The sequence below is a fragment of the Clostridium oceanicum genome, assembly GCF_039521385.1.
Taxonomy (GTDB): domain Bacteria; phylum Bacillota; class Clostridia; order Clostridiales; family Clostridiaceae; genus Clostridium_F; species Clostridium_F oceanicum.
Map to the genome: position 1 here is coordinate 479,568 of NZ_BAAACG010000010.1, position 22,568 is coordinate 502,135.

Consider the following 22,568-nt stretch of genomic DNA (forward strand, 5'->3'; position numbering starts at 1 on the left):
TTATTATAGTTTGAATTATATTCATTTAAAATAGTAAACCTTTTCAAGAATTGTGGCAATTTTATTTTTGTAATATGCAATTTTTTAATTTTTCATAATTATGTATTTAATAATCTACATTATATAAAATATATTTTTTTACATCTTTTCTGTTATTTTTTATATACACTTTCTTAGTCTTTACTTAGTAGATTTCCATTATTCTTTTATATTTTTTTATAAAAAATAGATAAAACTTCTCATAAATCTCTTTTTAAAACTTCAAATCTTACTGATAAAAATACATTTATTTATCCTATTAAAAAACAAAAAAATGATACAATATATTGATTAGTTTTTATATTAAAACATCAATATATTGTATCTAAAATTCTTTTTTATTAACTTTTATTTGTTACTTATTGTCTACTATCTCTTACCTATCATTCACTATTTATTATCTATTCTTTATTAATTTTTACTTAACCTTTAACTATCTTGCTATTTTTCCTACTCCACCACTTATAAAATCTTCTACTTCCTTTGATGTTACTAAGTTTGCATCTCCACATATGCTATGCTTTAAAACTGAAGATATGGCAGCAAATTCAGAGGTATATTCAGGAGATTTCTTATTTATAATACTATAAATAACTCCTGATGTTAAAGCATCTCCTGCCCCTATTCTATCAACGATATCATCAATTACATATGTTTTTGATGAATATAATTTATTATTTGTATAATAATTACATTGAAAATTATTTACACTTACCGATTTAATCTCTCTAATCGAAGAAAAAATATGTTTTATATTAGGATAAGTTTTTGTTATTTCATTATAATAATAAGTTAATTTTTCATATTTATCTTTTAAATTGCAGTTCATATCCAAAATATTTTCTGCATCTAGTATTCCAGCAGAAAAAATATTGATATAAGGTAGTATTTCTCTTGTTGCCCTTCTTGCTTCTTTTAAACTCCACATTTTAGCTCTATAATTTGAATCATAGCTTACCAAAATATTATTATTACTACAATACTTTAATATTTTTAATGTTAATCTTCTTACTTCTTCTGAAATAGCTAATGTAATTCCTGAAAAATGAAATACATCTACATCTTTTAATGCCTCTTTTATATTAATATCCTCTTCACATGTAGATGCAAAAGCTGAATCTAATCTATCATAAATAACCTTTGAAGATCTATTTCCAGAACCTTTTTCCACAAAATATATAGGAGTTCTTTTATCTACTCTTTTAATAAAAGATGTTTCTACAGATTTTTCTTTTAAATAATTAATTATAGCTTCTCCTATTTCATTATTTGAAACCTTTGTAATCATTCTAGTTTGAACACCAAATCTAGATAGTGCTATTAATACATTTGCTTCTCCACCGCCATAATTAACATCAAATCCCTTAGAATTTATAAAACGTATTCCCTTATTAGTAGATAATCTAAGCAGTATCTCACCAAATCCAGCTACTTTCATATTATATACCTCTTGCTTTATTAAATTTATCTACATATTGGTTACATTTTTCTTCTATTTCATCAAACTTTCCTAATACTCCAAGCTTGTTTAATTCTCCACCAATGCCAACTAAATCTACAGCTGTATTTGCCCATAAATCTATATTATCTAAGTTTACTCCACCAGTTACCATCATATTAACATGTGGTAATGGCCCTTTAATAGAATTAATATGACCTTGCCCAAATACATTTCCTGGAAATATTTTAACAAAATCTACGCCACTTTCATAAGCTGTAACTATTTCAGTTATAGTCATTACTCCTGGTATATAAGGAATATTGTATCTGTTACAAAGCTTTGCTGTTTCCTTATTAAATGAAGGAGAAACTATATATTTTGCTCCAGACATTATTGCCATTCTTGCTGTTTCTGAATCTAAAACTGTACCAGCACCTATAACTACATCCTTATCTTCTGAATATTTCTCTGAAAGTTCTTTTATTATTTCACTGGCAAACTTATTTGTGTATGTAACTTCTATAGCTTTAACCTTTCCTCTAATACAGCTTTCTGATATTTTAATACCCATTTCCTTTGTTTTACCACGAACAACTGCTACTATTTTACTTTGTTTTAATGCATTTAAAACCTCTATCTTTATCACAGTAAAAACCTCCATAAACCTATCATTTTATTATTTTTCACAAAAATAAAATTACTTCATGTATCCGCCTTTCATTGGTGAAACTGCTCTTTCTGAAAATATCTTTAATATTCCTGACTCATATTTATTCTCTCTTTTTTTCCACTTAGCTCTACGTTTTTGTAAAAACTCATTTACTTTTTCTAAACTTAATCTTTCTCCATTAACACCTATTAACTGTATTAATCTTTTTTCTATATCTATTTCAATCAAATCATTTTCCTCTACTAAAGCAATCGGTCCTCCTACTGCCGCTTCTGGAGAAACATGTCCTATTGCAGGTCCTTTAGATGCCCCTGAAAATCTTCCATCTGTAATAAGCGCAATGCTCGAAGCTAACTCTTTATCAGAAGAAATTGCCTCTGTAGTATAAAACATCTCAGGCATTCCACTTCCTTTTGGCCCTTCATATCTTATAAATACAGCATCTCCTGGCTTTATCTTCTTAGACATAATAGCTGATATTGCTTCTTCTTCACTGTCAAAAGGTTTAGCTTTTAAAATACCTTTATGCATTTCTTTTGGTACTGCTGAATGTTTAACTACTGCTCCTTCCGGTGCAATATTTCCCTTCAAGATGGCAATAGCTCCATTTTCACCCATAGGATTATTTTCTGATTTTATAATATCACTTCTCTTTAATCCAACCTTTTTAAGATATTTATCACACTTTTCATAGTATCCATTTTTCTTTAAATCTTCTAAATTCTCACCTAAAGTTTTTCCTGTAACAGTCATTACATCCAAATTTAATAAATGCTTTATTTCCTCCATTATTGCTGGAACTCCACCAGCATAATAAAAATACTCTGCTGGCCACTGTCCTGCTGGACGTATATTTAAAAGATAGGGAACGTACCTATTAATATCATCAAAAATTTCTTCATCAATTTCTATTCCAAACTCATGAGCCACTGCTGGAATATGTAATAGTGAATTAGTAGAACCTGAAATTGCTGCATGAATCATAATTGCATTTTCAAAAGATTTTTTAGTAACTATATCTCTTGGTTTAAGATTCATATTAGCTAAATTCATAACTTGCTTTCCTGCTTCTACTGCAACCTCTTCTAAATCACTACAAGTTGCTGGCATTAAAGAACTTCCAGGTAACATTAATCCTAAAGCTTCTGCCATAACTTGCATTGTTGAAGCTGTTCCCATAAAAGAACAAGCACCACATGATGGACATGCATTATGTTTATAATAAGTTAATTCTTCTTCTGTAATGTCTCCACGCTGAAACATAGCACTATAAGTACCAATTTGCTCCAATGTTAAAAGATTTGGACCCGCTTCCATAACACCACCAGTAACTATAATTGATGGTATATTAATTCTTCCTATAGCCATTAAATGAGCTGGCACAGCTTTATCACAACTTGATATAAAAACTCCTCCATCAAAAGGAGTAGCATTTGCATGAATCTCAATAAGTGATGCTATAGTGTCTCTTGAAGCCAATGAATAATTAATTCCATCATGACCTTGACCCATACCATCACATATATCGGTTGCAAAATATCTTGCTGCTTTTCCTCCCATTTTTGCTACACCTTGAACTGCATTATTGGAAAATTTCATTAAATGAGCACTTCCTGGATGACTATCTCCAAAAGTACTTTCAACTATAATCTGTGGTTTAGACAAATCTTCAACGGACCATCCCATCCCTCTACGAAGTGGATCCATTTCTGGTGCAATCTTTCTGATATCTTGACTAATCATATTAAGCTTCCTTTCCAATTTATATATTCCTTAAAACATAGCCCGGATCGTGAAATATTCACTATCCGAGCCTTTTCTATTCATATTTTATAAGTTGATTTTTTTATATTTTAAAGTACATATCTACTTACTTAATTCAATTAATACTGTCTTGCTTTTTTGAGTATCTATATCTTCATATTTCTTGCTTATTTTATTTCCACAAGCTTCAGTAATAATAAGCATTATCATAGGAGAATATCCCTTTTGTACAATATAATCCTTATCAAACTTTAATAAAGGTATTCCCAATTTAACCTTTTGTCCTTCTTTAACTAATGGCTCAAAACCTTCACCTTTTAAATTTACAGTATCAATACCTACATGAATTAATAATTCAACACCATTATTCATTAATAAACCTAATGCATGATTTGAACCTTCCATTATTAATTTCACTAAGCAATCACAAGGAGCTACTATAACATCATCCGTTGGATCAATAGCTATTCCATCTCCCATCATTAGAGAAGAAAACACTTCATCTTCTACATTACCTAAAGCTATACTCTTTCCACTTACTGGAGCATATATTTTTTTCTTAAATAGATTAAACATAAAATTTGATCTCCTTTACTTTAATTCTGGCCAATACTCTTTATTAGCTTCAATTAAATCATCTAAAAGAGCTTTTGCAACTGAAGCACTTGGTACTGTTTTAGAAAGAGTAAGGGCTTGCCACAATTTTTGGTAGCTTCCTTCTATCCAAGATTGAACAACTAATTTTTCTACAGATACTTGTTGCTCCATTAATCCTTTTTCAAATTGAGGGATTTTCCCTTGAACTAACGGTTCCGGTCCATTACTTCCTACAATACAAGGTACTTCTACCATAGCTTCAGAATCAAAGTTTTCTATTGCTCCATTGTTTTCTACAATACAAAGCATTCTTTCATGAGTGTTATAAGCAATTGCTCTTGCTAAATCAACAATAAAGTATGCATGAGAATCTATATTAAATTGTCCATTTTTTGCTGTACCAGTTTTAATAATTTCTTTAGCCGCATCAAATACTGATTTTTCTCTTCCAGCCATTACTTCATTAGCTCTTGTATATTCAGCATTTGAATGCTTAACAACATAATCTGGATACAAATAATATTTTAAGTATGTATTTGGTAAGAAATTTGGTTCGATAGCTAATAAATCTTTTGCCTTTTTATGAGTTTCTTGCCAACTTGGTTCTGTATGCTGTGTATCTACTTCTACTTGATTTAAGTATCCATTTTCTGCTACATAAGCCTTTAATTTTGGCATTAAATCATTGCCTTCAGTATCTGTAACACTTGTCCACCATCCAAAGTGATTTAATCCAAAGTACTTAACTTCTAAATCTTTTGGAGTTAAACCTACTATTTGAGACATACGACGAAGTGTACCTACTGGCATATCACAAATATTTAATACTTTAGAATTTGGTTTTAAAATGCGGCATGCTTCAGCAACTATAGCAGCAGGATTTGAATAATTTAGCATCCATGCATTTGGAGAATACTTTTCCATAAGATCTATTAATTCCATCATTCCACCAATAGAACGCATTCCATATGCTATTCCTCCTGGACCACAAGTTTCTTGTCCAAGAACACCATGTTTTAAAGGAATCTTTTCATCTTTTTCACGCATTTCATATTTACCAACACGAATATGAGCCATACAAAAATCTACATCACTAAATGCTTCTTCAGCATCAGTCGTATACATAAATTCTATCTCTGGTGCATTTTCTTTTAATAATATTTCTAGCGCCTTTCCAATTGTTTCTTGACGCTTTTCATCATTGTCATATAATTTTAATTTACGTAATGGAAAACGGTGAACGCTGTCTAATAACATCATTACTATTCCTGGTGTAAATGTACTTCCTCCACCTGCAATAACAATTGAAAATCTTTTATTTTGCTTCATAAAACTAACCACCTTTTTTATACTTTATAGCACTTTACTTTTAATATTTACGTCTATATTATTTTTGTTTCTTTCATACAAGCTGATTATAGTAAAGTTGTTTTTCATAGTAAACAGTTTAGCCTACCAAAGACACAGGTTACCCTAAGTTGAAAACCTGTTTCTAAACTAATAGGATTCCATTGTAATAAGAGATTGAAAAAACTAAATATTCACTTTATAAATGAAACTTTATCAATATGAAATATCCTATTAAATATGCTTATAAAACCCAATTGGTTCTCTTCTTATTAGAAATTTTTCAATGGAACTAACTTATTATATTTACAAAGGTGACTAAATTAATAGTCACCTTATATAAAATTTTTATTTTAATTTGATTCTATGCCAAGATATTCATCTACACTTTTTCTTACACTAGTAACCTTTAAACCATAGATTACCTGTACATTCTCACCTTTAATTACAACTCCATTGGCAGCTGTTTCATCTTTTAATAATTCTTCTTTAACTAGTGAGGAATCTTTTAAAACTAATCTTAATCTAGTATAGCAATTGTCTACTTTTAATATGTTATCTTTTCCACCAAGTCCTTCTACTATAATAGGTGCAAAATTTGAATTTTCTGACTTTTTATTTCCTTTAGCTTTTTCTTTGTAATCTTTTTTAGTATATAATTTAGTATTTCCTTTTTTCTCTCTACCAGGAGTTTTAAGTTTAAATTTAGTTATTAAGAATCTAAATACAAAGTAATACACAACAAATTGTCCTATACCAACTAAAATAAACATTGGCCAGCTTGTTTTATCTATTCCAAGAGGTAAATTGTATAATAAGAAATCTATAAATCCATTTGGTCCTATGGCTCTAATTCCAAGAACATTTAAAACTACCATTCCAAGTCCACTTAAAACTGCATGTATAAAAAATAATATTGGTGCTACAAACATAAATGAAAATTCTATCGGTTCTGTTACCCCTGCTAATATTGATGTAACTGCTGCAGGAATTAAAATTGCTTTTATCTTTCTTTTATTTTCTGGTAATGCAGTATGATACATTGCTAAACAGGCACCAATCAATCCAAACATTTTTGAAAGTCCTCTAGCATCCCAAATTACTGATGCTGATAATCTAAGCACATTAGGATCAGCCATTTCTGCAAAGTATATGTTTCTTGCTCCTTCAAATACTTTTCCGCCTATTTCAGCTACTCCTCCTAAAGGACTGTATAAAAACGGAGTATATACTAAGTGATGTAATCCAGTAGGAATAAGTAATCTTTCTAAGGTACCATACATAAATACTCCAAAGTTACCTGCTCCTCTTATAAAGTTACCAAGGCTTGAAATTCCATATTGAACTGAAGGCCATAGATAACTGAATACTATTGCTAATAAAACAGCTATAGGTATTAATATTATGAATACTAATCTTGAACCACCATAAATTTGTAAAGCTCCATTAAATTCTTTTTCACAGAATCTATTATGTACATAAGCAACAACAATTCCTAAAATAATACCTAAGAAAACTCCCATATCAAGAACTTGAACACCTAAAACCATAGTTTGACCTGTTCCTCTTAAGGCATCTTTTGGTGCTAGTCTGTTAGTTATATCTAGGAAAATATTCATAGCATTTATAAATACTAAAAATACTAAAAGTGATGTAAATCCAGCTTCTGCTTTCTTTTTCTTAGAAAGTCCTACTGCAAGCCCTACACAAAATATAATTCCTAAGTTAACTAAAATTGAAACTAATGAACCAGACAGCATTTTTCCTAATCCATATATCATTGGATTTTTCAAAAAGGGAAGATATTCAGCTAGTTTTGCATTTGTTAGAATGTTTCCTATTGCAATGATTATACCTGCTATTGGTAGTATCAATACAGGAACAAACATTCCTTTAGAAAATTTTTGTAATTGGTTTAATATTTTTTCCTTCATTAATTGTGCCCCCCATCTATTTTTTGAGTAATCATTTACATTTCATATTATAATAACTGAATACCTATATGTATATAGATTTTCCCCTGTAAAAAACGTGTTACCCTTTTTAGATAACACGTTACTCAACATTAGTATTTTTCTTTTTATAATATTCATACACTAATAACTCTATTAGTACCAGTACGTTAGGAAAAAATGTATTAGGCCTTAAATTTCTATCATCTAATTTATTTGTATCTTTAATCTTAAACCTAACATCTGAAAGCTTACTTATACTATTTTCAATTTCATTTGTAAAAGATACAACCTTAATATCATGTTCTTTTGCTGTCTTAACTTTATTTAATACCATTGGCGTTTCTCCAGATTTAGATATTACTATAATTGCACTTACAAAATCCAAATTATTTTCAAAAACACCTACAGAATCTGTTCCGTTAGACATAATACATCTCTTTCCCATAACCAAAAGTTTTTTATTTACATACTCTGCTACAATACCAGAAAATCCATTTGCATATATAAAGATAAACTTATGATCATCAGTAAGTAAGATATCTATAAAATCATTAATTGCCTCTGTACTATTTTCCTCTAATAAACTATTCATATTTAAACTTTCTATAAAACTGCTATCATTAAAATTATCCTTTGATTGGTTTCTAATTAAAGACAATAAATTATACTGCATTTCTAAAAAACCTGAATAACCAAGCTTTTTAGATAATCTCATAATAGTAGATGTTGATGTAAAGTTGTTTTTTGCAACTCCCCTTACACCCATTTTAAGCACATTATCAATATTATCTATAATATAATTAAGAACCTGTAGTTCTGTATGTGTAAGCCCCTTATTTTGAATAAATTTAGATATATCCATTCCCTTTCCTCCATAAACTATTACACTTTATTATATACTTTACTATATTGAAATAAAATATATATGTCAAATCAGCCTATACTCTTATAATATCAAAAATCTGCTCTCTTGAATTCTTAGCTTCTGGCATATTTCCAATAACTATCCAGTCATGTATCATATCCTTATACTCAAAATAATTAATTTTAATTTGTTTCTCCCTAGCCTTTTCTTTTAGTCTTCTTGCATCAGAATTAAGTATATCCTTTGTTCCCGTAAAAAGATTAATTTGTCCAACTCCTTTAATAGGTCCATTTATTGGGCTTACAAGATAATTTGAAGGATCTATTCCTTTAGAATAGAAATTACCACACCTTTTAAGATCTTCACTATTTAATATTGGATCATGAGGTTGAATTGAAGTTATATAAGGATCTGTCATTGTTATATCAAGCCAAGGACTTATTAATATTATTTTACTTGGTACATCTATACCTTTATTTTTCATAAGCTGACAAAGAGAAAGTGCTAACCCGGCTCCAGCAGAATCGCCCATAATAATTAAATTTTCAGATTTAACTTTTTGTAAGTACTCTTTATATATTGGAACTATCATATTGAAAACATCTTTATATGTATATTCAGGACATAAAGGATAATCTGGAAGAATTATATTACACTTAGTATTTCGAATAATATCAGCTAAAAAAAGCCAATGTATTTTATTAATATTAGTAGTATAAGCACCACCATGAAAATATAATACATATTTACAACTTACATCTATTTTAGGCTTTATAGAAAAAACATCTCTTCCATTGTACTTCTTTTTATTAATAGAAAACTCTGAAAAAAACTTTAATGGTGGATCAACACAGGCAGTATTATCAACTCCAGTATCAAGCTTCTTAACAAAAGAATTTTTATTATTTAAAACTTTTAATGCATAATAAATTATCTTACTTTCTATGCTAGCCATCTTTATCTTCTCCACCTTTTTCTATTTACTATAGTTATTTGAAGTTTATAGAATAATTATAACATTTATTATGTAAGAAACTTTTATTTTAATATTCCCTTAAATAAAATAAAACATATAATAGTAGAAAAATACTGCCTTCACTAAAAAATTTATAATTTCTAAATAAAAAAAGAACTACCTCAATATGGTAATTCTTAATAATCTTCATCTAATTGTATCCAAGTTGAAAGACTAATGCTATTAAATTGCTTTAAATTAATAAATAATTCATCTAATTCACTTAAGGCTTGCTCAACGTCTCCATCAGCCACTGCGTCCATTAATTTAGCATGACTATAATTAACTTTCGCTGTTAATTCCTTATCTATAAAATAATTTAAATAATATTGTCTTCTTGCTAGTGCATGTTGAGGCAAAAGAATTTGACCAATAAATGGATTCTTACTGGCTTTACAAAGTAAACGGTTAAATTCATCATCAACCCTTAATGCCTCAATAGCAGGTAACCACTCATCTGTAATTTTTCTATATTCAGAAGCCAAATTTCTAAACTGTTCTCTTTCATTAGGGAAAGCGTATTTGGCAGCTCTTTTTACAACTAATTCTTCTAATACTTTTCTTGGTTCCATTTGTAGTAATAATTCATCAACAGTAACAACTCTTATCAAAATACCTTTTCTAGGTAAAAATTTAAACATATGTGTTAGTTCAAGTCGTTTTAAAGCTTCACGAACTGGTGTACGACCAATTCCTAAGTAATCACTTATTTCTTTTTCTGAAACAATTACACCTGGTTTTAACTGTGCAGTAACAATCATCTCTTCTATTTTTTTACTTGCTTCATCAACTAATAAATCAACATTCTTTTTCTGAAACTTGTCTTTTTCCATTGAAATACTCCCTTCTATTTGAATTATAACATAATTACCAATTTTAGCAACTGAAAGCTACTTAAAGCATAGGTTCAGACCTATCTTATTGAAACAAAAGAATATGTCTTAAGAAATTTTAAAAGTAACTTAAAAGACTGTTGACAAATTATTTTTATCAACAGTCTTTCTATAAATTTAACTTAATACTTTATATTTAAAATATAGTTTTAAAAATTAATCTAAACGAGTATCTTCTGAATTTAGTAATTTTCTAATGTCTTCACCTTTTATATCTCTAAATTTAATATTTTCTTTAACTACTTTATTTGCTGCAAATCCAGCTGCATGTCCATATCCAAAGCATTGAGCTACCACACGACAACTTGCTAATGCATGATGATCTGCACATAGATTTCTACCTGCTACAATCAAGTTTTCACCAACTTTAGGAACTAAAGCTCCAAAAGGAATTTCATAATAATCATTAATTAACCAAAATAAATATGGTGCTTCTCCATTATGTAATTCAATAGGCCATGGACAAGCTACAATTCCATCACTTCTTTTTCTAGCATTGGCAACATCATCATTACATATTTTATCTATACCAACAATACTTCTTGTTTGTCTTACTCCAACTTCACAAGATAAATCATTTACAAAAGACAGTTCACATCCTGGTATATTTTCTTTAAAGAATTTTGCATACTCTCTTACTTGTTTACGAGCAATTTCTTCTGCTTCTGTATGATCATCTGGATCACATACATTTAATGCTCGTCCATCTTTTCCAGTAATTAATGTAACATTCATAAATAATTCATTAGGTCTTGTTGTATCATATACCCAAACCTTTAATCTAGGAAGATTAGCTCCTTTTTCATTAGCTTTTTTCATTGCTTGTGTTACTTTATCCGGTGAAATTCTATCTTCGCCCCAATAGTCAAAGAATTTCTTTACATCAACACCACCAAGACGGAAAATCATAGTTGGGTTTTGAATTACTCCATTATCCCCCATTGTATAATCATATCCAGCACGATAAATAATATCAGCATCACCAGTTGCATCAATTATTACTTTTGATCTAATTTGAGCTAACCCACTTTTAGTATCAATAACTACTCCTTTAAATTCATCATTTTCTTTAATAACACCAACAATTGTAGAATGATATAAAATTTTTGCTCCTGAATCAAGAACCATATCTTCAGAAACTTCTTTAAATACTTGAGGATCATGAGGAACTAAAAAAGTTTTTCCATAAGGTTGTGGTCTTGTAACACCATTTCTTTTTTTCATTGCTTGATAAAATTTATTAGTCCAACCAAAAACTGCTTGTTTAGGTTCTTCTTCTGTTGGATTTTCACATCCATAATACATGCCACAAATTGTTCCTGAATATCCAGCAACTGCAGCTCCTCCTAAAAAGCCAAGTCTTTCAATAAGTAATGTTTTATTATTATGTCTTGCTGCTGTTTCAGCAGCTGCTATACCTGCAGGACCACCACCTGCAACAAGAACATCTACTTCATCATAAATTGGTAAATCACAATTTGTATCATATACAATCACTTGTTTATATTTTTTCATAATACACTCCACCTTATTAATCTTCACTTAATTCGTGAATGATTCCTTTCAAATCTGTAGTTTCTAATACTGCTGCAACAATGATTCCAACTAATAGTGCCCAAAATGCTGATCCAATTCCAAAGAATGATTTTTGTGATAAAGCCACAAAGAATGCAAAGAAAGCTGACACTTGAAATTTATTGCCTTTAAATGCTGCTTGTAATGATGATAAAATAACTCCAACCATTGCTAACCCTGCAACTAAATATATTAATTGAAGTGGCATTGTACTTAAAAAAGGTACAAATAAACTTGCAAATATTCCAATGATTGAGCACCATACACCACATACTACTGCAGCAGCATAACGATCTTCTTTATTTTCTCCTGATTCATCAGATGCAACAATTGCAGTCATAGGACCTGCAATATTAGCATTATGTCCACCAAACATTGATGTTACAATACCACCTATTCCAGACCAAATAGTCATACTTTTAACTGGCGGATCATAATTTTGACTTTTTAATACCCCTATAGCTTGGGCATTTTCAGCACCAATTACAAGTAAAGCTAAAGGAATTGATACAGAAACAAATACTCCTCCAACATTTTCAAATGAATATCCAATGAATTTAGGTCCATAAAATTTGATACCCTCTAATGCAGCTGCATCATATAATCCAAAAGCAAATACACATACAATAACAACAACTAATGCTGCTAAAATCGGTGGTACAACCTTAAGAACCGGTTTTAATTTAGTAAATATTAACCATGAAGCAATTGCAAGACAAGCAATTAATAAATACTTTCCATAATTAGGTTCATTTATTTTACTTGACCAATTAAATATATATGTAACCATATTTGTGACAAATTTAAACAAACATCCTGCAGTCATTCCCATAACTATTGGCATAGGTAAATATTTCATTATCTTACTAATTAGTCCTGTAACACCAAGCACAAATACTAAAATACCTGCCAATAAAAAGCCTGTACATAATTGTTGTAGTGAATATCCAGCTCCAGCTCCTGAAACAACAACCGCTGCTCCAGCAATTGACCATGCACCTGGAATTGGTTCTTTATATTTTAATGATAAAATGATTCCTAAAATAGGTCCAAACACCCAACATGCAAATATCCATGATGATGTTTCTTGCATTGACCACCCACAGGCATTTCCATTAGCAAATAAAATTAATGCTGTACACCAACCAAATATCCCTGCAATAATACCGGAACTGATTGTCTTAGAATTTAAATGTTTTGGTAAATCTTTAAGACCTTGTAAAATACTATTGTTTTTTTCCATGATACCCTCCTATTATTTAATTTTTTCTTAAGTAGTAAATTTAGAAATTATAAATCCTTTGCACATTAAATACACTTAATTTTAGGTTTATAATTTTATTAAAAAATTCATAATTCCCTTAAAAATAACAAATATACTATATTAATGTATTACTAGTATATTTGTAATACATCACTGATATATTACACTCTCAATTTATCATCTATTGTAATCGATGTCAATACTAAAGCACTAAAATTTTTGTAGAACTTTAAATATTTTTTAATACACACAAAAAAAACACACTAAATCTTATATCTAACATTCAGTGTGCCCTTCAAAATAAGTTACTTATAATAAATTGTTTTATTTAAAACATTTTATATTTCTAAAAAACTTCACATTTAAATATACTGCAAATAAGGCTAAAATAATAAAGGTTACTGACTTTGTTATAATAGCTCCAATTGGAAGAGAAATTCCTGCTTTTATTTGAAATACTGTTTGAATAGGAAGCATCACCCCAATAACACTACATAATGTCAATAACAATGGTAATAAAACATATCCTATTCCTTTTTGTTTCTTTAATTGAAATAAACAAATTAAAGCAGTTGGAGCAATTATACCCATGTCTAAAACATATGTTATTTGTGTTGTATATATTTCAATTAACTCCAAAGAACGATCCAAGACTAAAGATTTAATGATATCTGGAAGCCATGCTACAATAAGTGAAATTCCAGTTATAGTTAAAAATACATATATACCTTTAAGAGGTAATTTATCTCCAATATTCTTTTTAAGTTCACATTTATCTATACTATTAATTGCAATAATTAATCCAAAAAAACTAGATGAAAAAAGTGCAATATATACTAAATGTAATATATTATATGTTACTCCGAAAGCTATACTAGCAGAATAATACGTAAACACTGAAATAACTGATGTTAATAATATACGATTCTTCAGTCCTTTCCTTCTTATATCTAGTATTAATGATATTATTAAAATTGGTATAGCAACAAATATAATTGTAAAATCTGTTCCTCTAAATATAGGTGCCATAAAATATGAATCATGTGCGTATAATCCATCTCCATATATTTTAACCATATCACCATATTGATTTACAAAGTTAAATACATTTCCCTCTGTTGTATATAAAAGACCTACCAATGATGTTATAGCACTCAAAATAATAATTAATAAAGTTACTATATGCAAACCATTATCTCTATTTCTCCTCATAGTATCCCCCCATGATATTAAAAGTAGTATGATCTTCAATAAATTTATTTAGTTATAGTAAAAATATATCATATTTTCCATATAAATTCATGAATTATTATATAAATCATAATAAAACTCCTTTTATAGTAAACAGTTATATTATTTTAACTATCTACTATAAAAGGAGTCTATGAAAAGCTGAAACTTTTATTACTTATTAAATATAACAGCATCATTTTGTAATATAAAATCGCACAAAACCTTTGACAAATCTTTTAACTTATCATAATCTATTTTATCTGGAGTATCTTCAGGTCTATGAATAAATTGTGTTATATTTTCTTGACGTATAAATACATTAGCAAAACCAGCTTCTTCAAAAGATTTATTATCACTTCCTAAAAGTCTTTGCTCACCAATTGCAAGTTTAACATTGCTCTTTTTAAAGGTTTCTGTTAAAGCATTACTTAAATCTTTAGAAACTTTACTGTCACCATAAAAAGTTATATTTCCTGATTCTTTTCCTCCTACACAATCTATGTTTATGTTATACAAGTTCTTGTACATTGGTTTTACTTTTTCTACAAAAGCTTTACTTCCCTTTAGTCCTCTTTCTTCCCCATTAAAAGCAGCTATTATTATATCCATTTTAAATGGAGAATTTATAGATTTTTCTTTTAATTTTTTTGCAATATCCATTAATAAAACAGTACCAGATGCATTATCTAAAGCACCTTTAATTATTTTATTGTCTTCAATACCTAAATGATCAAAATGTGCTGACAAAACTACTGTTTTGCTACTATCTTTTCCTTTTATAACACCAACTACATTATTAGAAGCAATTTCTTTTATTTTATCTGGATTATTATTTTCAAAATCACGAACCTTTTGAGTATATTTTTGATAATAACTATCTTTAAATAAAGGTTCAAGTCTTATATCTTTAAAAATATTACTAATATACTTTTCTGCTTTTATATTTCCTTCACTACCAACTAGTCTGCCTTTAAATTCATCTGAACATAATTTTTCTAAAGACTCTTTCATTGTAGGAATTTCTTTAGGTTTTTCTTTTTTTATAGTTTTTTCAACCTTCTGTTCTTGTTCTACATTTTTGTTGTTTTGTTTGGAAGTTTCATTAACTTTAGTAGTTGAGCAAGCTGAAAACAGTAAATTGATAGAAATGATTATACTAAAAAAACTAATAGATAATTTCTTATTCTTCATAAATGTTTCTCCTTTTCAGTAATTAATAAAGATAGTATTTAATCTCAATTAATTATACAAACTAATTGTCTGAAAAATATTTGGAAGTTGTAAAAGAGTTGTAATCTAGTTTAAAGTATACATTTTCTACTACTGTATACATAGTAAATTCAGCATATTACCCTATAATTATTGTTATTGAGATTTATAAATATTATAATAGAATAGGTCATGCTTAAAAAAATGATAATTGACCTATTTATTTAAATGCACTTAAATTGATGTAAAATTTAGAAAACTAGATATAAAAGGAGCTGTCGTTTTATGGAATCTATAACTATGCTTGGTACTGGATCTGCTATGGTAACTAAATGCTATAATACATGTTTTACATTATCAAAAGGTGATGAACATTTTCTTATAGATGCTGGTGGTGGAAATACTATATTATCAAACCTTGAAAAGGTAAATATAAAAATAAACCAAATACATAATATGTTTGTATCTCATACTCATAATGATCATATCTTAGGAACTATATGGGTTATACGTTCAGTAGCCACTGATATTTTAAAAGATAAATACCAGGGTATCTTTAATATTTATGGTACTAAAAAATCAATTGATGCTATAAAATCTATTTGTTCTTATGTACTTCAAAATAAATTCACAAAATTGTTTGGAACTAAAATACTATTTAATGAAGTTGAAAACAATTCTGAAATTAATATATTAGGACGCAAAACTATTTTCTTTAATATATGTAGTACTAAAGAATTACAATTTGGCTTTAAAACCTATTTAAATAATGGAAAATCTTTAACTTTTTTAGGAGATGAACCTTATAGAGAAGCTGTAAAAGATTTTTGTTACGATGTAGACTATTTACTACATGAAGCCTTTTGCTTATATTCTCAAAAAGATATATTTAACCCTTATGAAAAACACCATGCCACTGTAAAAGATGCATGCAAAAATGCTGAAATATTAAATGTTAAAAACATACTGCTATATCATGCAGAAGATAAAGACTTATCTAACAGAAAAGAATTATACATAAAAGAAGGTAAAGAAGAATTTTCTGGAAATATATATGTTCCTAATGATTTAGATGTAATAAATTTATAAAAAAGGTACCACCTTATTTTTTCAAATAAGATGGTATTTTTTCTAATAATTCATTTTTCTTTGCAATTAATTCATTTCTTAATAAACTATCTTTTTTATGATCCTTTTCAACAAAGAACATAGAAATTGCACCTAGGCCAACATGAGTACCTACTGCAACACCCATTTGCATAATAAATATATCACCTTTAAAATCCGTTTCTTTATTAATCTTATGTTTCAAATTTTCTGCAAGCTTTATATCAGATGTATATCCAATTATAATAAAATCTGTTATATCTTTATTATTTCTCTTAGTAAACTCATCAACATAATGTCTAAGTACCCTTTTTATACCTCTTTCTTTAGCAACTATTGCTCCTTTTCCTTTTTTCATACTCATTATAGGTTTAAGTCTTAAAACTTTACCTACAAAAGCACTGGCATTTGACAATCTACCACTTTTAACCAAATGATCTAAATCGTCTACAGAAAGAAAATGCTTTACATTTATTTTGTATGCTTCATTAAAATCTACTAATTCTTCAAAAGTAACACCTTTTTCTTTTAATTTGGCACTTTTTAAAATCAACCATCCGCTACCATGACTCATACATTTTGAATCTACAATATGTATTTTAATATTTGATTTAGGATTGTCTTCGAAAAAATAATCCTTAGCAATTACAGCAGATTGATAAGAACCACTAGTACCACTAGACATACAAATACACAGAATCTCTGTATATCCTTTTTTTATTGCTTTATTTATTATATCTAAATACTCACTAGGACTTGGCATAGCTGTAGTTGGGTATTGGTCTAAATCCTCGATTACATTATAAAATTCATCTGGATCTATATCTACTCTATCTTTATATGTTTTCCCTTCTATATTAATAGTCAGCGAAGCTAAACTAATATCATATTTCTCAATACACTCTTTAGATAAATCACATGTTGAATCTCCTATAATTTTTATCATACGTCCCCTCCAAAATTAGCTTAATAGTTATTTTGCTTTAACTTTAGTATATGTAATCTTTAATTTAATATAAAATTATCTCCCATGTTATATTTCCAAAATAATTATATCATTAAACTTAACAATTTATATATATAATTTTATATTTCGACACATTTAAACAATGGAAAAATAAGAACCTACCTTAAAATGTTTTAAACAAATTTATAAGGTAAGTTCTATATATTATACTAATTTTGATTTATAAATATTTTTTGATCTTATTCTTTACACATTTTGTATACTAACTATATATTTTAAATTTATGAAATTCTTATTCTAAACTCATACATTTATTATATAAAATTAGCAAATCACTTATTTCTATAGTTTTCTGAATAAACTTAATAAATTCTACATCTTTCAGTTTACTATATATCTTTTCTCTTTTTACTTTATAAACTTAGCATCTGCCCAGTTTGCGTGGTCACTTGCATTTCCATTTCCACCGTTTTCTACAACTAATTTAATTTCTTTTGCACCTTCAACATCTACTTCAATAGACTCTGAAGCTGTATTTCTCTTCATTACTTCAGATGTGTATAAAAGTTTTCCATCTACAAAAACTTTAAATTTAACTGAACCTCTGCTATCCGCTGTTCTATTAACTCCTATGACACTTTTAAATTGTTTAAAGTCTTTTCCTTCTATATTATATATTACTTCTGAATTAGAGTGAGTTCCTATTCCTTTTTTATATGAAACTTCTTTTTCTCCATTCCATAATCTAAGTGTTCTTCTTTTAATTGATTTATCTTTTTGAACACTTCTCCATTGTGTAGTTGCTTTTGTCCAAGCTAAATCACTAGCATAAACAAATTCTTCTTTTGTTTCTTTTTCTTCTACTCTTAATTTAACTTTTTTAACTGTTTTGTTTTGATGACTATCTACAGCAGTATATACTACTTCAAATTCTCCTACTTTGTCTTTTACATAATTTGTTGTATATGTTACTTTTGAACTTATATTTCCATCTTCCTTATCTAATGCTGTAACTTTAGATAGTATAAAATCAAAGTTTATTTCATCACCTTTATAAAAACTTAGGTCAGTTGCATTTATTACAGGATTTTCTCCTTTGAATTTTTTAAGATTTGAAAGAGCAGTTTTTATATCTTCTACAGCTTTATCAATTTCACTTTGTTTTGCTTTTTCTTTAGTTAAAAGTAATTTTCCTTCAGTTATTTTTTCTTGAAGATTGTCCCAAAAAGTTTTTTCATAATCAGAAGATTTTAATCCTTCTACTTCTTTTATAACTTCTTGAAGTTTAGAAGTATCTCCAGAAACTACATCTTTATCTGGCATAATAAACTTAGCGTTTGCCCAGTTTGCATGGTCACTTGCTCTACCATTTCCACCATCTTCTACAACTAATTTAAATTCTTTTACACCTTCAATATCAAATTTAATAAATTTTGAAGCTGTATCTCTCTTCATAACTTCAGATTCATATAAAAGTTTACCATCTGCAAAAACTTTAAACTTAACTGATCCTCTACTATCAGCTGTTCTATCAACACCTATATTACTTGTAAAATATTTAAAATTTTCTTTTTCTAAATTATATATTACTTCTGAATTAGAGTGAGTTCCTAATCCTTTTTTATATGAAATCTCTTTTTCTCCATCCCATAATCTAAGTGTTCTTCTTTTAGTTGACCTATCTTTTTCCACTCTACCTACTTGTGTAGTTGCTTTTATCCAAGGTAAATCGCTAGCATAAGTATATCTTTCTTTTACTTTTAATATAACTTTCTTAGTTGTTTCATTTCCATAACTATCTGTAACTTTATATACTATTTCATAATCTCCTGCTTCACCTTTTACATAATTTGTTGTATATGTTATTTTTGAAGTTAAATCTCCATCTTCTTTATCTGTTGCTGTAACTTTAGATAATATAGAATCAAAGTTTATTTCATCACCTTTATAAAAGCTTAAATTTTCAGCATTTATTACCGGTTTTTCATCAACCTTATATAATCTTATAGATGAAGCTGCAGCATAGCCTTTTACCACTCCTGTAGCTTTTAGTTTCACATAAAGAGCATCTACAGGTTTAAAAGTTGAAGTTTTAACCCTATTGTCATTACTCCATCTTCCCCCTGAAACTCTTGTAAAATTAACACCATCTAAACTTGTATATACATTGTATTGTCTTATATTGCCTTGATTTCCACCATTTAAGTCTCTTAAATAATCTAATCTTGATATTTTAGTTACTTGGTTTAATTTTAAAGTTATAAATTTTTCCTTATTTACATTTTCAGCATTAGTTCTCCAAGCTGAAAATTGGTCATTGTCAATAACGTTTGAAGCTGGTTTGTCCGTATTTTGACTTGATACATTTGCAATTGTAATTTTAAAATTATCAATTAGTATCTTAGACGCTGTATTTTTAGTAAATTTAAATGTTCTTTTTTCTCCAGCTACAACAGTATCTTTTGCTGATTTACGAACATACATTACTAAGTCCCCACTTAAATCTGGAGCATTATGTTTTTTATATTTTGTCCATGTTTTACCCTCATCTATTGAAAACTCCATTGACTCATCTAATCCTGTAATTATATCAAGATTATCACTTCCAAACACATTCGTAACTTGTGATCCTTTTATAAGGGAAAGACGTATAAAACTCTCAGAACCCTTTACTCTTAATAAAATTCCGTTTTCAGAAGTTAAACTTTTTATTTCAGAATCTGTAAGTTTTTGATTTTCTTCTTTTACAAAATTATAAGTTTTTCCACCATCTATACTATACTCAACATCTGTTTTTGCTCCCATAAGTCTTCCTGCATTTTCACCAGTAAAAGAAAATCTTGCAAGATACATATGATCTTTATTAAATTGTTCTTTTAATTTTTTTATTACTGTTTGTTGCATTGAATCAGTACATTTTTTCAATGCATTATTATAGTTAATTATATATTCTTGAAGTGAAACTCTATCTCCAGCTATAGCTTTATCTTTAATCAGTTTTAAAAGATCATCCATAACTTTTGGGTGATTATAAAAAGTATTCATTATATCAACACTTAATTTTTCAAACTGATCTTTACTTGCATTTGAATCTTTTAATAAGGCAGATATTTTATCTTTCCATGAGAAATAATTAAGAGGTTGAACTTTTATAGCTTCATCTCTAATTGCCTTAGCTTTTGAATCTGATGATACTATATTAGAAAGCCAATATAGTTGATATGATTTTTCTAAGGCTTCTTGATCTAATGAAGCTTCTTCCATTAAGAATAAATAAGCTGCATGATTCCCCCAAGGTATTAAAGTTTCACCGTTAAATTTTGTACCTCCTAATCCTCCAATGTTATTTCCTATACGCCATGAATTTTTAGTTTGCAGATGTAAAAATGCTCTATGACCAGGCTGATCTATCATACTTGATGGTGCTCCAAAAGCTCTAACTGCTATAGAACCAAAATGTGAAAGTCTTCCACAAACCCCCGCCATTGTAAGTGTATCTTTAAGGGTCCATTTAGTAGTCCTATAACTTCTACCATCACCACGTTTTTTAGGACCATATGGTACTAAAAATGCTGCTCTTTTAATTTGATCTTGATTAACATAGGTTGGTTTTTCTTTTCTTATGTATTCTTGCATCCAATCAATATCACTGTCTGACCCAGGATTATTTACTATCATACTCAAATGAACTATGTCATATTTATCGAAATTTTCGAATAATTTTCCCTGCTTATATAAATTCTTATAATGGTTATATCTTACAACTGGATTTATAACTTCTCTTTTATAATCATATGTCCTAATTGGTTTAGAATGACCCATAGCTGTTGCTATAGCTAATTTCAAATAAAATCCACTGTGGCATTCCTTATCATCTTCCCATATGTTTTTTAAAATTTTAACTGCATTTCCCATTTCAGTGTAGTTTAAAGTTCTTCCCATTAATAAGCCATTCATAATATAGGTATTTTTAAGTAAATCATTTAAAAAGCTTTTAAGCTCAACGTTATTTTGGAAACTATTAAAATTGTTTTCTCCTAATCTAGTTAAAAACTGATATTTTACTAAATTGTTTTTAAAGTTACTATCTTGAAGCAACCCTTCAAGTTCATTTGTTCCATTAACTTTAGTATTAATTTGTGATTTTATTGATTGTAAACTTTGAGTATACTGACTGTTTGCTTGTACAATAGCACTACTTGGTAAATTCACTTTTGAGTTTTGAGCTGCATGAACATAATTAAAACTTCCTAAACTACCTGAAACAAGTGTTATTAATAAAAATACTGATGTCTTCTTTAACATATCTAATATCCCCCTAAATTTATTTTAACTAACTATAAATATAATACTTTTAGTTAGCTTCTGTAAACGTTTTCTGTAAAATTCTGTAAAACTAATAAATATTTCTTATACAAATATTAAATTATTTTCAGTATATATATGTTTATATGTGTATATTTATCCAATCCTCCTAAATTTATAGTACAATGTTTTTTTAATCTTGTAAATATTTTTTAATATATTATTTAATAAAGTTAAACTTTATATTAATGTTCGTATTTTTATCTATTAACTTTAATTTTTTTCATATAATTAAAATTTTTTCTATGAAAATAGTAGAATT

General features: G+C 28.2%; 16 protein-coding genes. 1 reads left to right on the forward strand and 15 read right to left on the reverse strand.

Translation table 11 applies throughout. The features are described from left to right. Positions 1-472 precede the first annotated feature (472 nt). From ABDZ71_RS12645 to ABDZ71_RS12705, 13 genes are all read right to left on the reverse strand, one after another. Complete coding sequence (locus ABDZ71_RS12645) at positions 473-1,477, reverse strand: sugar kinase (protein ID WP_343762020.1); 1,005 nt, start codon at positions 1,475-1,477, stop codon at positions 473-475. A 1-nt stretch (position 1,478) separates the two neighbouring features. Then, a complete protein-coding gene (locus ABDZ71_RS12650) occupies positions 1,479-2,126 on the reverse strand; it encodes a bifunctional 4-hydroxy-2-oxoglutarate aldolase/2-dehydro-3-deoxy-phosphogluconate aldolase (protein WP_343762021.1) in 648 nt (215 codons plus the stop codon). 51 nt (positions 2,127-2,177) lie between these two features. Continuing rightward, a complete protein-coding gene (ilvD, locus tag ABDZ71_RS12655; RefSeq protein WP_343762022.1) occupies positions 2,178-3,893 on the reverse strand; it encodes a dihydroxy-acid dehydratase in 1,716 nt (571 codons plus the stop codon). 123 nt (positions 3,894-4,016) lie between these two features. Then, entirely contained in the window at positions 4,017-4,490 is a 474-nt protein-coding gene (locus tag ABDZ71_RS12660) for a PTS sugar transporter subunit IIA (protein ID WP_343762023.1), read from the reverse strand. A 15-nt stretch (positions 4,491-4,505) separates the two neighbouring features. Beyond that, complete coding sequence (locus tag ABDZ71_RS12665; RefSeq protein ID WP_343762024.1) at positions 4,506-5,840, reverse strand: 6-phospho-alpha-glucosidase; 1,335 nt, start codon at positions 5,838-5,840, stop codon at positions 4,506-4,508. Between the two features lie 371 nt (positions 5,841-6,211). After that, on the reverse strand, positions 6,212-7,792 hold the full coding sequence (locus tag ABDZ71_RS12670) for a PTS transporter subunit EIIC (RefSeq protein ID WP_343762025.1): 1,581 nt from the start codon (positions 7,790-7,792) through the stop codon (positions 6,212-6,214). Positions 7,793-7,913: 121 nt separating this feature from the next. Next, positions 7,914-8,675 carry a MurR/RpiR family transcriptional regulator gene (locus ABDZ71_RS12675; RefSeq protein WP_343762026.1) on the reverse strand — a complete coding sequence of 254 codons (762 nt, stop codon included), beginning with the start codon at positions 8,673-8,675 and terminating at the stop codon, positions 7,914-7,916. A 76-nt stretch (positions 8,676-8,751) separates the two neighbouring features. After that, positions 8,752-9,633 (reverse strand): alpha/beta hydrolase fold domain-containing protein, encoded by an 882-nt coding sequence (locus tag ABDZ71_RS12680; RefSeq protein WP_343762027.1) that lies wholly within the window; start codon positions 9,631-9,633, stop codon positions 8,752-8,754. A gap of 197 nt (positions 9,634-9,830) precedes the next feature. After that, entirely contained in the window at positions 9,831-10,526 is a 696-nt protein-coding gene (locus ABDZ71_RS12685) for a GntR family transcriptional regulator (RefSeq protein WP_343762028.1), read from the reverse strand. Between the two features lie 216 nt (positions 10,527-10,742). Further along, complete coding sequence (locus ABDZ71_RS12690) at positions 10,743-12,101, reverse strand: FAD-dependent oxidoreductase (protein ID WP_343762029.1); 1,359 nt, start codon at positions 12,099-12,101, stop codon at positions 10,743-10,745. A gap of 16 nt (positions 12,102-12,117) precedes the next feature. After that, entirely contained in the window at positions 12,118-13,404 is a 1,287-nt protein-coding gene (locus tag ABDZ71_RS12695) for a benzoate/H(+) symporter BenE family transporter (protein WP_343762030.1), read from the reverse strand. Between the two features lie 345 nt (positions 13,405-13,749). After that, entirely contained in the window at positions 13,750-14,637 is an 888-nt protein-coding gene (locus ABDZ71_RS12700; protein WP_343762031.1) for a hypothetical protein, read from the reverse strand. A 192-nt stretch (positions 14,638-14,829) separates the two neighbouring features. Further along, complete coding sequence (locus ABDZ71_RS12705) at positions 14,830-15,849, reverse strand: M28 family metallopeptidase (protein WP_343762032.1); 1,020 nt, start codon at positions 15,847-15,849, stop codon at positions 14,830-14,832. Between the two features lie 303 nt (positions 15,850-16,152). Between ABDZ71_RS12705 and ABDZ71_RS12710 the strand changes: the two genes are divergently transcribed. Further along, on the forward strand, positions 16,153-16,956 hold the full coding sequence (locus ABDZ71_RS12710) for an MBL fold metallo-hydrolase (RefSeq protein ID WP_343762033.1): 804 nt from the start codon (positions 16,153-16,155) through the stop codon (positions 16,954-16,956). 13 nt (positions 16,957-16,969) lie between these two features. On the opposite strand, the gene ABDZ71_RS12715 is transcribed toward ABDZ71_RS12710, so the two are convergent. Together ABDZ71_RS12715 and ABDZ71_RS12720 are read right to left on the reverse strand one after the other, a co-directional pair. Continuing rightward, positions 16,970-17,920 carry a DegV family protein gene (locus ABDZ71_RS12715; RefSeq protein WP_343762034.1) on the reverse strand — a complete coding sequence of 317 codons (951 nt, stop codon included), beginning with the start codon at positions 17,918-17,920 and terminating at the stop codon, positions 16,970-16,972. Between the two features lie 429 nt (positions 17,921-18,349). Beyond that, positions 18,350-22,246 (reverse strand): DUF4073 domain-containing protein, encoded by a 3,897-nt coding sequence (locus ABDZ71_RS12720; RefSeq protein ID WP_343762035.1) that lies wholly within the window; start codon positions 22,244-22,246, stop codon positions 18,350-18,352. Positions 22,247-22,568 lie beyond the last annotated feature (322 nt).